The organism is Rhodoferax sp. LS1P39 (assembly GCF_056521425.1).
In genome coordinates, this window is record NZ_JBWMAV010000002.1 from 448,634 (window position 1) to 459,802 (window position 11,169).

General features: G+C 63.9%; 10 protein-coding genes and 1 riboswitch. All 10 genes read left to right on the forward strand.

Annotation, left to right across the window (positions count from 1 at the left end; genetic code table 11):
• Positions 1–151: 151 nt before the first annotated feature.
• The 10 genes from AC097O_RS05450 to AC097O_RS05495 all read left to right on the forward strand — a co-directional run bounded on the left by AC097O_RS05450 (position 152) and on the right by AC097O_RS05495 (position 10,794).
• A complete protein-coding gene (locus AC097O_RS05450) occupies positions 152–2,254 on the forward strand; it encodes a bifunctional rhamnulose-1-phosphate aldolase/short-chain dehydrogenase (protein ID WP_479591841.1) in 2,103 nt (700 codons plus the stop codon).
• A 32-nt stretch (positions 2,255–2,286) separates the two neighbouring features.
• The gene (gene rhaI / locus AC097O_RS05455) at positions 2,287–3,579 is read left to right on the forward strand and encodes an L-rhamnose catabolism isomerase (protein ID WP_479591842.1); all 1,293 of its coding nucleotides are present in this window, start codon (positions 2,287–2,289) and stop codon (positions 3,577–3,579) included.
• Between the two features lie 88 nt (positions 3,580–3,667).
• A complete protein-coding gene (gene rhaS, locus AC097O_RS05460; protein WP_479591843.1) occupies positions 3,668–4,660 on the forward strand; it encodes a rhamnose ABC transporter substrate-binding protein in 993 nt (330 codons plus the stop codon).
• A gap of 78 nt (positions 4,661–4,738) precedes the next feature.
• Positions 4,739–6,310, forward strand: coding sequence for a sugar ABC transporter ATP-binding protein (locus tag AC097O_RS05465; protein ID WP_479591844.1), 1,572 nt, complete (start codon positions 4,739–4,741; stop codon positions 6,308–6,310).
• The gene (locus AC097O_RS05470; protein WP_479591845.1) at positions 6,307–7,299 is read left to right on the forward strand and encodes an ABC transporter permease; all 993 of its coding nucleotides are present in this window, start codon (positions 6,307–6,309) and stop codon (positions 7,297–7,299) included. Before AC097O_RS05465 ends, AC097O_RS05470 begins: the two co-directional genes overlap by 4 nt.
• A complete protein-coding gene (locus AC097O_RS05475) occupies positions 7,296–8,267 on the forward strand; it encodes an ABC transporter permease (protein ID WP_479591846.1) in 972 nt (323 codons plus the stop codon). Before AC097O_RS05470 ends, AC097O_RS05475 begins: the two co-directional genes overlap by 4 nt.
• 1 nt (position 8,268) lies before the next feature.
• Positions 8,269–8,583, forward strand: coding sequence for an L-rhamnose mutarotase (gene rhaM, locus AC097O_RS05480; RefSeq protein WP_479591847.1), 315 nt, complete (start codon positions 8,269–8,271; stop codon positions 8,581–8,583).
• A gap of 4 nt (positions 8,584–8,587) precedes the next feature.
• Complete coding sequence (locus AC097O_RS05485; RefSeq protein WP_479591848.1) at positions 8,588–10,006, forward strand: FGGY-family carbohydrate kinase; 1,419 nt, start codon at positions 8,588–8,590, stop codon at positions 10,004–10,006.
• Between the two features lie 111 nt (positions 10,007–10,117).
• Complete coding sequence (locus AC097O_RS05490) at positions 10,118–10,348, forward strand: DUF4160 domain-containing protein (RefSeq protein ID WP_479591849.1); 231 nt, start codon at positions 10,118–10,120, stop codon at positions 10,346–10,348.
• A complete protein-coding gene (locus AC097O_RS05495; RefSeq protein WP_479591850.1) occupies positions 10,345–10,794 on the forward strand; it encodes a DUF2442 domain-containing protein in 450 nt (149 codons plus the stop codon). The genes AC097O_RS05490 and AC097O_RS05495 overlap by 4 nt, the downstream gene beginning before the upstream one ends.
• 154 nt (positions 10,795–10,948) lie before the next feature.
• Positions 10,949–11,122, forward strand: a riboswitch (FMN riboswitch).
• Positions 11,123–11,169: the final 47 nt, after the last annotated feature.

Consider the following 11,169-nt stretch of genomic DNA (forward strand, 5'->3'; position numbering starts at 1 on the left):
GCACTGGGCGCAGACCCTTGCCGCGGCCAGCCCCAAGTATAAGAAAAACTTTGCCAAACCATCAATAAGCATTGGTTGTGGATATGCACGGCTGTTTCTAGACTTGCCTCCAACGCAACCCCGCCCTCTTCCCATTCCCCCATCCGCTTTCATGTCCACACCTACTACCGCCCCCTTCCCCACCTGGAACGACGCCCATGCGGCCACGCTGGATGCGTCCGACCTGCTGCTGTACCGCTCCAACCTGCTGGGTTCCGACCTGCGCATCACCAACTACGGCGGCGGCAACACCTCTGCCAAGCTGGTGCAAAAAGACCTGCTGACCGGCCAGGATGCCACCGTGCTGTGGGTCAAGGGCTCGGGCGGCGATGTGGGTTCGATGAAGCTCGACGGCTTCAGCACCCTGTACATGGACAAGCTCAACGCGCTGCAAAAGCTGTACCGCGGCCCGCAGTTTGAAGACGAAATGGTGGCCTACCTGCCGCACTGCACCTTCAACCTGAACCCGCGCGCCGCCAGCATCGACACGCCCCTGCACGCTTACCTACCCTTCGCCCATGTGGACCACATGCACCCCGACGCGGTGATTGCGATTGCCGCCATGGCGAACAGCGAAGCACTCACCGCCAAGATTTTTGAAGGCACCGTGGGCTGGCTGCCCTGGCGCAAGCCCGGTTTCGAGCTGGGCCTGATGCTGCAGCGCTACCAGGCCGCCCACCCTACCCAGCGCGGTTTGGTGCTGGCGGGCCACGGCCTGTTCACCTGGGGCGACACGGCCAAGAGCTGCTATGAAAACACCGTGGGCGTGATCGCCCATGCGCAAAACTGGCTGGGCCGCGAGACCGCAGCCCGCAAGGCCGTGGCCTTTGGCGGCGTGGCGCAGGCATCGCTGGCCACCGCCGAGCAAGACGCGACGCTGGCCCGGGTGCTGCCCGTGCTACGCGGCCTGGCGTCGAAGAGCGGCCACAAGCTGATGCACGTAGACCGGCAAGCTGCGGTGATGGAATTTGTGAACAGCGTGCAACTGGCCCCGCTGGCGGCGATGGGCACCTCCTGCCCCGACCACTTCTTGCGCACCAAGATCCGCCCGCTGATCCTGGAAGCATCGGTCTACAACCTGGAAGGTGCCGCCCTGGCCGCCGCGCTGGAAGAGAAGTTGGTGGCTTACCGCGCCGACTACGCCGCCTACTACGACCGCTGCAAGCGCCCCGACAGCCCGGCCCTGCGCGATGCCAACCCGGTGATCATCTTGCTGCCCGGCATCGGCATGGTGTCGATTGCCAAGGACAAGGCCACGGCGCGCATTGCCGGTGAGTTCTACGTCAACGCCATCAACGTGATGCGCGATGCCAATGCCATCGACACCTATGTGGGCCTGCCCGAGCAAGAGGCGTTTGACATCGAATACTGGCTGCTCGAAGAAGCCAAGCTGCAGCGCATGCCCAAGGCCAAGCCTTTGGTCGGCAAAGTAGCGCTGGTGACCGGCGGCGCAGGCGGCATTGGCCGCGCCATCGTCGAGCGCTTCTTGAACGAGGGTGCCTGTGTGGCGCTGCTGGACATCGACGTGGAAGCACTCGAATCCACCCGCACTGAGCTGGCCAAGCGCTACGGCAAAGACGTGGTACGCGGCATGGTGTGCGACGTGACCTCCGAAGACTCGGTGATCACCGCCTACGTGCAGGCCACACTGGAGTTTGGCGGGGTGGACATTTTGGTGTCCAACGCCGGTATCGCTTCCGCCGCACCGATTGAAGACACCAGCCTGGCGCTGTGGATGCGCAACCAGAACATCCTGGCCACCGGCTACTTTTTGGTGGGCCGTGAGTGTTTCCGCCTGATGAAGGCCCAGGCTATCGGAGGTGCCATGGTCTACATCGCCAGCAAAAACGGCATGGTGGCCAGCGCCCAGGCCAGCGCCTACTGCGCGGCCAAGGCGGCAGAGATCCAACTGTCGCGCAGCTTTGCACTGGAAGGCGCACCACTGGGCATACGCTCCAACGTGGTGAACCCCGATGCCGTCATCCGTGGCAGCAAGATCTGGACAGGTGCCTGGAGCCAGGAGCGCGCCGCCGCCAACAAGATCAGCGAGGAAGAGCTGGAAGCCTTCTACCGCGACCGCTCCATGCTCAAGCGCAGCGTGTTCCCCGAGGACATCGCCGAAGCCACCTACTTCCTGGCCAGCGACCTGGCCGCCAAGTCGACCGGCAACATCATCAACGTGGATGCGGGTAATCTTGCGGCCTTTCCGCGTTAATTCGGCGATCAAACAAAACCAAAGAGACAGACATGACCACGACAAAAATTGCTCCAGAATTAATAGCTTCTCACGCCCATGAATCAAGCGCTAGAGTGCATTTAGACTATGAAAACCTGGGCGAGCAACTGTCCCGCCGGGGCGTAGATATCGACACACTGAAAGCCGACGTGGCGAAGTTCGCCGTGGCCGTGCCCAGCTGGGGCGTGGGCACCGGCGGCACCCGCTTCGCCCGCTTCCCCGGCAAAGGCGAGCCGCGCAATGTGTTCGACAAGCTGCAAGACTGCGGCGTGATCCACCAGCTGGTGCGCTGCACGCCCACCGTGTCGCCGCACTTTCCGTGGGACAAGGTGAACGACTACAAAGAACTGCGCCAGCACGCCGAGTCCTTCGGCCTGGGGTTTGATGCGGTCAACTCCAACACCTTTTCCGACCAGAAGAACCAGCCACTGTCGTACAAGTTTGGCAGCCTGACCCATGCCGACGCAGGCGTGCGCGCCCAGGCCGTGGCGCACAACATCGAGTGCATCGAGATCGGCAAACAGATCGGTAGCAAGGCGCTGACGGTATGGATTGGCGACGGTGCCAACTTCCCCGGCCAAAGCCATTTCCGCCGCCAGTTCGACCGCTACCTGGACAGCAACCGCCAGATCTACGCCGCCCTGCCCGACGGCTGGCAAATGTTTTTAGAGCACAAGATGTTCGAACCCGCCTTCTACGCCACCGTGATCCAGGATTGGGGCTCCAGCCTGCTGGCCGCCCAGACCCTGGGCGAGAAAGCCCGCTGCCTGGTGGACCTGGGCCACCATGCGCCCAACACCAATATCGAGATGATCGTGGCCCGCCTGGTGCATGCGCAAAAGCTGGCCGGGTTCCACTTCAATGACAGCAAATACGGCGACGACGATCTGGACAGCGGCAGCATCAACCCCTTCCAGCTGTTCCTGGTGTTCAACGAACTGGTGGACGCAGCCCAAAGCAAAGTTCCCGGCTTTGACCCCGCCTACATGCTGGACCAGTCGCACAACGTGACCGACCCCATCGAGAGCCTGATGACCAGCGCCGTGACCGTGCAGCGCTGCTACGCCCAGGCCCTGCTGGTAGACCGCGTGGCCTTGACCGGCTACCAGGACAGCAACGACGTGCTGATGGCCGCGCAGACCTTGAAGGCCGCCTTCCACACCGACGTAACCCCGCTGCTGCAAAAAATCCGCCTGGAAGCCGGTGGTGCCGTAGACCCCGTGGCGACCTACCGCGCTAGCGGCTACCGCGCCGACATGGCGGCGATTCGCCCGGCCAGCGGCCCCAGCAGCGGCATCGTTTAAGCCGTGTACCCCATCGGAGCCGCCGCCCCCTGCGACGGCATCGTGTTCCCGTAGAGTGTTTTTATAACTTTAATTCCAGGAGACAAGCATGAAGAAACAACTGAAAACTTTGCTGGCAGTGGCTTTGACGGCGGCTTTGGCCAGCCCGGCCATGGCGGCGGACAAGATTGCCGTGGTCGTCAAGGCCATGGGCATCGGCTTTTTTGATGCGGTGAACCAGGGCGCGCAAGAAGCGGCCAAAGAACTCAAAGGCGTGGAAATCATCTACACCGGCCCAGCCAAGGCCACCGCCGAAGGGCAGATTGAGGTGATCAATTCGTTGATCGCCCAGAACGTCAAAGCCATCGTGATCTCGGCCAACGACCCCGATGCCCTGGTGCCGGTGATGAAGAAAGCCATGCAGCGCGGCATCAAAGTGGTGTCGTTTGACTCCGGCGTGCGCAAAGACGGTCGCCTGATGCAACTGAACCCCTCGGCCAGCCCGCTGATCGGCAAGAAGCTGGTGGACATGACCCGTGAAGCGATTGGCAACACCGGCGAAATCGCCATTCTGTCGGCCACTGCGCAGGCCACCAACCAGAACGTCTGGATCGAGGAAATGAAGAAAGTGCTGGCCAAGCCGGAAAACAGCGGCTTGAAACTGGTCAGCACCGTGTACGGCGACGACCAGACCGACAAGAGCTACCGCGAAGCCCAAGGCCTTTTCAAGGGCTACCCCAACCTGAAGGTCATCATCGCCCCCACCTCGGTCGGCGCACCCGCTGCCGCCAAGGCCGTGACAGACGAGAAGCTGGTCGGCAAGGTGTTTGTGACCGGGCTGGCGCTGCCGTCCGAAATGCTGGGCCACGTGAACAGCGGCGCGTCCAAGTCGTTCGCGCTGTGGAACCCGATTGACCTGGGCTACGCCTCGGTGATGGCTGCCAGCCAGTTCATCAGCGGCAAGGCCACCGGCAAGCCGGGCGAAAAAATCCAGCTGGGCCGCGTGGGCACGGTCACCCTGGATGAAAACAACGAAGCCGCCATGTCCGAGCCGTTCACCTACGACAAGACCAACACCGAGAAATTCTCGAAGTTCTTTTAAGCCGGATAGAGACTGAGGAAAGGCGGGCAGCCCTGCCCTGGTAGGGCTGCCCTTTGTATTGGAACATCGGGATCTGCGATGACTGATTTTTTGCTGCAACTGCGCGGCATCCAAAAGCGCTATGGGGCCGTCACCGTCCTCAAAGACGTGGACCTGGACCTGCGGGCGGGCGAGGTGCTGGCCCTGATTGGGGAAAACGGCGCGGGCAAATCCACCATGGTCAAGCTGCTGACCGGCGTGGTGCCGTTTGAGGCGGGGTCCATCCTGCTCAACGGCCAGCCGCAGAAGTTTGCCAACGCACGGGCCTCGCAGGCGGCGGGCATTTTGGCGGTGCACCAGGAAACGGTGATGTTCGAAGAGCTCAGCGTGGCCGAAAACATTTTCATGGGCCGCCACCTGCAACGCGCAGGCCTGGTGGACTGGGCCGCGATGAACGCCCAGGCCCAGCAGGTGCTGACCCACATAGGTGCACGCTTTGTGGCCACGGCGCAGGTCAAAACCCTGAGCCTGGCCGAGCGCCACCTGGTGGAGATTGCGCGGGCGCTGTCGCAAAAGGCCTCGGTGGTGATTCTGGACGAGCCCACCGCCGCCCTGTCGCAGGCTGAGATCCGCGACTTCTACGGCATCGTGCGCCAACTGCGCGACCAGGGCGTGGGCGTGATCTTCATCACCCACAAGTTTGACGAAATTTTTGCCGTGGCCGACCGCTACCTGGTGCTGCGCGATGGCTCCGCCGTGGGCACGGGCAACATCGCCGACGCCACCGAGCAAAGCCTGGTCAAGCTGATGGCCGGGCGCGCCATTGACCAGATCTACCCACCGGTGCACTCGGTGCCGGGCGAAGTGGTGATGGAGGTGCAGAACCTGTCGCACCCCACCGAATTCAATAACCTGTCGTTCACCCTGCGGCGCGGCGAGATTCTGGGCTTTTACGGCCTGGTGGGCTCGGGTCGCAGCGAGGCCATGCTGGCGCTAATGGGCCTGAACCTGGAAGCCACCGGCAAATTTACGGTAGAAGGCAAGCCACTGCAGCCGCGCCGCCCGGCCGATTCCATCACCGCAGGCCTGGCCTATGTGCCCGAAGAGCGCCAGCGCCAGGGCGGCATTCTGAGCTTCTCGGTACTGCAAAACATCAGCCTGGCCGGGCTGGCCAAGTTTGCGCGCGGCCCCTGGCTGTCGCAGGCCAAGGAGTCGGCGCTGTGCACCAGCATGGTGGAGCGGCTGCGCATCAAGACCAGTTCGCACGATCTGCCGCTGTCGGGCCTGTCGGGTGGCAACCAGCAAAAGGTGGTGATCGCCAAATGGCTGGGGCTAAACCCGCGCATCGTGATTTTGGACGAGCCCACCAAGGGCATCGACGTAGGGGCCAAGCAGGCCGTGTACCAGTTGATTGCCGAGATGGTGGAGCAAGGCCTGGCGGTGATTTTGGTCTCCAGCGAACTGCCCGAGGTGATGAACCTGGCCCACCGGGTGGTGGTGATGCGCCGGGGCCTGCAGGTGGCCGAATTTGCGCGGGGCACGGTCGATGCCGAGGCCATCGTGGCGGCGGCATCCGGCCTGACCGTACTGCCACACCCCTCCAAACCGATCCCGGCCGCAGACGTATCTGCCGCCAGAACCCCGCACGTCAACGAGGCATTGGCAACATGAAACAGCTTTTTCTGGCCCGGCGCGAATGGCTGCTGCTGGCCATCATTGGGGCGATTGCGCTGGCGGTAGCCGCCCGTGCGCCGGTTTTTCTGAGCTGGCGCAACGGCATGGACATTGCCAACGACTCGGCGATTCTGGCCATTCTGGTGGTGGGGCAAATGGGCGTGCTGCTGACCCGGGGCATTGACCTGTCGGTGGCGTCCAACCTGGCCCTGACTGGCATGGTCTGCGCACTGGTGGGGCGGGCCATGCCGGGCGTGCCGATAGGCGTGCTGCTGCTGTTGGCGATGGCCATTGGTGCCCTGCTGGGCAGCCTGAACGGCTGGCTGATCACCCGGTTTGACCTGCCGCCGATCGTGGTCACGCTGGGCACCTTGTCGGCGTTTCGCGGGGCGATTTTTGTGGCCAGCAAAGGGGCCTGGATTTCCGACCACCAGATCCACGCCGCCATCAAGGGCCTGCCGCGTGCGCAATGGCTGGGGCTGCCCGCGCTGGTGTGGTTTGCGCTGCTGGTGCTGGCCCTGGCCGCCGTGTTTTTCAAGCTGCGCCGCGAAGGGCGCGAGCTGTATGCGCTGGGCGGCGACCCGCATGCGGCGCAGTACGTGGGCATTCCGGTGAAGTCGCGGCTGATGCTGGTCTACACCCTGTCGGGCATGCTGGCCGGTTTGTCGGGCTTGCTGTGGGTGGGGCGCTATTCGGTGGCCTACACCGAGCTGGCGGCGGGCTATGAGCTGACGGTGATAGCCGCCTGCCTGATTGGCGGGGTCAGCATTGGCGGCGGCGTGGGCAGCGTGCTGGGCGCGGGCTTAGGCGTGCTGTTCATCGGCGTGGTCAACGCGGCGCTGCCGGTGATCCAGGTGTCGCCGTTCTGGCAGCAGGCGATTGCCGGGGCGGTGATTCTGGTGTCTGTGACGCTGAACGCGCGGGCCGAGCACCGGGGCGGACGCCTGATTTTGGAAAGAACAGAACTGAAGGGAGCGGCAGCATGAAAGCCTGGAACACCTGGGAACGCGTTTTATTGGGGCTGCTGGTCTTGCTGGTGGTGGTGTTTGGCACCATCCAGCCGGGGTTTTTATCGCCCTACGCCATTGCCGACAGCACCTTCAACTTCAGCGAAAAAGGCATTCTGGCGCTGGCCCTGGCGCTGCTGATCGTTACCGGCGAGATCGACCTGTCGATTGCAGCCATTCTGGCGCTGTGCTCGCTGGCCATGGGCTTTGCCATGCGTGCCGGGGCCGGGCCTGCCGGCATGGCAATGGCAGCGCTGGCCACCGGTGGTTTGGCCGGTTTCCTGAACGGCTGGCTGGTCACGCACTACCGGCTGCCGTCCATCGTGGTGACCATCGGCACGCTGTCGCTGTACCGGGGCCTGGCCATGGTGGCCCTGGGCGACCAGGCGATGTCGGGCTATCCGGAGGTATTTTCGGTGCTGGGCAACGGCTACCTGGGCGACCTGGTGGACCTGCCCTGGCTGATCGTGCCGATTGAATTTGCCATTCTGCTGGTGTGCGCGGTGGCCGTAGGTGTGGTGCTGCACCGCACCGTGCTGGGCCGCCGCCTGTACGCCATTGGTGCCAACCCGGTGGCATCGCGCTTCTCGGGCATCGAGGTAGACCGCTACCGCCTGCGCCTGTTTGTGTTTGCCGGGCTGATGGCCGCGCTGGCCGCCATTTTGCTGACCGGGCGCATCGGCAGCACCCGCCCCAACATCGCCATGGGCTGGGAGCTGGATGCCATCACCATGGTGATCCTGGGCGGCGTGGCCATCGAAGGCGGGCGCGGCAGCATTGTGGGCACCATGCTGGCGGTGCTGCTGCTGGGCCTGTTCACCTTTGCCCTGGGCATGGCCAATGTGTCGGGTATCGTGATGTCGATGATCGTGGGCGGGCTGCTCATCGTGTCTATGGTACTGCCCAAGTTCAAGCTGCGCGGGCGGCTGGCAGCGGCAAAGGCCTGAGATGGAAAAAATCGCCTTTCGCATGTTCCTGAACCCCGGCTGCGTAGCCGAATACAAAAAGCGCCACGACGAGATCTGGCCGGAGCTGGTGGCCCTGCTGAAGTCAGCGGGTGTCAGCGACTACAGCATTTACCTGGACGAAGAACACCATGTTTTATTCGCGGTGCTGCGCCGCGAGTCCAGCCACAGCATGCACAGCCTGCCCCAGCATCCGGTGATGCAGCGCTGGTGGGCGTACATGGGCGACCTGATGCGCACTAATCCCGACGGCAGCCCGGTAGCGGAACCGTTACCCTGCCTGTTCCACCTTGAATAAACCCATGTTGGACCTGACCCTCGTCATCGACATCGGCAAAAGCCACGCCAAACTGCTGCTGGTAGACGACCATGGCAGCGTACTGGAGCAGCATGGCCGCAAGAACGCGCCGGTGGATTCCCCGCTGGGCTACAGCGCGCTGGACATTGGCGGCCTGAGCGACTGGATTTGCAGCACGCTGGCCGCCAGCGCCCTCACCCCGCGCTGCGCCCGCGTGGTCACCAGCACCCACGGCGCGGCCTTTGTGGGCATCACCGCCGACGGCCTAGCCTGGCCACCGCTGGACTACGAGTGCGACACCTATGCCGACCAGACCAGCGCCCTGCACCACGCCTACCAGCGCCAGCGCGACGGGTTTGAGATCACCTATTCGCCCGACCTGCCCGTAGGCCTGAACGCCGCCCGCCAGCTCTACTGGCTGCAGCACACCCACCCCGAGGCCTGGGCGCGCACCCATACCCTGCTGCCCTACCCGCAGTACTGGGCCTGGTGGCTCAGCGGCGTGGCCGCCAGCGAGGTGTCGTCGCTGGGCTGCCACACCCAGATGTGGGCACCGGACCAGCAGGATTTTTCGCCCCTGGCCAAAAACCAGGGCTGGGCCGCCAAGTTCGCACCCCTGGCCCCAGCCTGGCAGGTGCTGGGCTGCGTACGCCCGGCACTGACCGATGCGCTGGGCCTGCCACGCAGCTGCGAAGTGCTGGTGGGCGTGCACGACAGCAACGCCTGCCTGGCCCGCTACCTCTCCAGCACAGCCGAGCTGACCGTGGTGTCCTCCGGTACCTGGACGGTGCTGATGGCCCCCGATGCGCCTACCGCCACGCTGGACGCACAGCGCGACATGCTGTGCAACGTCAACGTGCGCGGCCAGGCCACCCCCACCGCCCGCTTCATGGGCGGCCGCGAATTCGCCGCCCTGCTGGACGGTGCCCCCGCCGACCTGGGCACGCTGGAAGATGCCGAAGCCCTGCTGCGCAGCCACACCACCGCCCTGCCCAGCTTCGCCCCGCAGGGCGGCCCCTTCATGCACCGCACGGGCGAAGTACTGCGCGCAGGCCAGCCCATCGCATTGCAAGCCCTGGCCCCCGCCGAACGCTCGGCCCTGGCCGCCCTGTACTGCGCCCAGCTCACCGCCTGGCTGGTGGTACAACTGCGCCCCGGTGCGACCGAGTCCACCGTGGTGGTCGAAGGCCCGTTGGCCCACAACCGCCTTTTCCTGGGCCTGCTGCAAGCCCTGCTGCCCGGCCACACCTGCTACGCCAGCATCGACGCGATGGAAGGCACTGCCCGCGGTGCCTGGATGCTGGGCCGCTGGAGCCAACCCACGGCATCCCAGCACCTGCTGGCCGCACCGGCTTACCGGCTGGACGGGCTGCAGGAATACCACGTGCAGTGGCTGGAGAATTGCCTGGTGGTTACGGCGTAGAGATACTATGCTTTTAATAGCTGCTTGCGCTTATGAAATAAGCGCAAGCAGCTTATTTTTTATAAATTTTAGCCGCCTGCAAAAGTGCAATAGTTGCACTAAAATCTCTTCATGCCCACGCTCGTCCGGCTGTCGAATTGCAGCATCACCCTGTACGCAGCAGACCATCTACCGCCGCACTTCCATGTGCGCACCCTGGATGGGCGCGATGCCTTGGTGGAGATTGCCACACTGGCCATATTGCGCGGCAGGCTGGCCCCACGTGAAATCGCCGAAGCACTGGCCTGGGCCGCAGCCCGCCAACAGCAGCTATTTGCCCAATGGAAGGAACTCAACCCATGACCGCTACCCACTTCACCCTGACCGCCGTCCGCGTGCTGCCGCCCTTCGGCTTGGAGATGGACTTTGCCGATGGAGCCACGCTGCAAGTCAACCTGCAGGCCACCATCGCCGCGCACCCTAGCCTCGCACGCATGCAATCCCCGGCCATCTTTGCCCAGGCGGCGGTGGGTGAATGGGGGGCGAGCGTGGTGTGGGCGGGTGACGACGCGCTGGAGCTGGCGGCAGACAACCTGCGCGCCCGCGCCATCGAGCAGGCGGGAGGCACATCGCACGAGGCGATCTGGAATTGGATGGCCCGCCACCAGTTGACCCTGGATACCGCAGCCCAGGCGCTGGGCCTGTCGCGCCGCATGCTGGCCTACTACCGTAGCGGAGAAAAGCCGGTGCCGCGCACCGTGGCGCTGGCCTGCCTGGGCTGGGAAGAAGAGCAAAGACTGGCTGCCTAGCTCTGCCGATAGCCGCAAATTCCTGGTTTCATAGCGCTATTCAAAATATAGCTACTCACGCCCACCCGATAAGCACAGGCACCTTATTTACCTTATAAGCACAGGTTGTAAGCCTGCCCTTACACTCTGGGCCTCTGCGCACAACTGCGCAGAACAGCGTTCTCAGGGCGGGGTGGAATTCCCCACCGGCGGTGATGGCAGCGATGCACAAGCCCGCGAGCGCCTTTGCATGGTTTGCCCTGCAAGGGGTCAGCAGATTCCGGTGCGATTCCGGAGCCGACGGTTCAGGTTTTAACGAGCCTTAAAGTCCGGATGCAAGAGAACGCGCCGTCTGCAAACCTGCCCCTGGCGGTTTGTGTCTGCGCGCGTGCGTCC

Excerpts from the sequence above, each read along its gene's own strand:
- AC097O_RS05450 (WP_479591841.1), top strand. The coding sequence starts at position 152 with ATGTCCACACCTACTACCGCCCCCTTCCCCACCTGGAACGACGCCCAT.
- rhaI (WP_479591842.1), top strand. The coding sequence starts at position 2,287 with ATGACCACGACAAAAATTGCTCCAGAATTAATAGCTTCTCACGCCCAT.
- rhaS (WP_479591843.1), top strand. The coding sequence starts at position 3,668 with ATGAAGAAACAACTGAAAACTTTGCTGGCAGTGGCTTTGACGGCGGCT.
- AC097O_RS05465 (WP_479591844.1), top strand. The coding sequence starts at position 4,739 with ATGACTGATTTTTTGCTGCAACTGCGCGGCATCCAAAAGCGCTATGGG.
- AC097O_RS05470 (WP_479591845.1), top strand. The coding sequence starts at position 6,307 with ATGAAACAGCTTTTTCTGGCCCGGCGCGAATGGCTGCTGCTGGCCATC.
- AC097O_RS05475 (WP_479591846.1), top strand. The coding sequence starts at position 7,296 with ATGAAAGCCTGGAACACCTGGGAACGCGTTTTATTGGGGCTGCTGGTC.
- rhaM (WP_479591847.1), top strand. The coding sequence starts at position 8,269 with ATGGAAAAAATCGCCTTTCGCATGTTCCTGAACCCCGGCTGCGTAGCC.
- AC097O_RS05485 (WP_479591848.1), top strand. The coding sequence starts at position 8,588 with ATGTTGGACCTGACCCTCGTCATCGACATCGGCAAAAGCCACGCCAAA.
- AC097O_RS05490 (WP_479591849.1), top strand. The coding sequence starts at position 10,118 with ATGCCCACGCTCGTCCGGCTGTCGAATTGCAGCATCACCCTGTACGCA.
- AC097O_RS05495 (WP_479591850.1), top strand. The coding sequence starts at position 10,345 with ATGACCGCTACCCACTTCACCCTGACCGCCGTCCGCGTGCTGCCGCCC.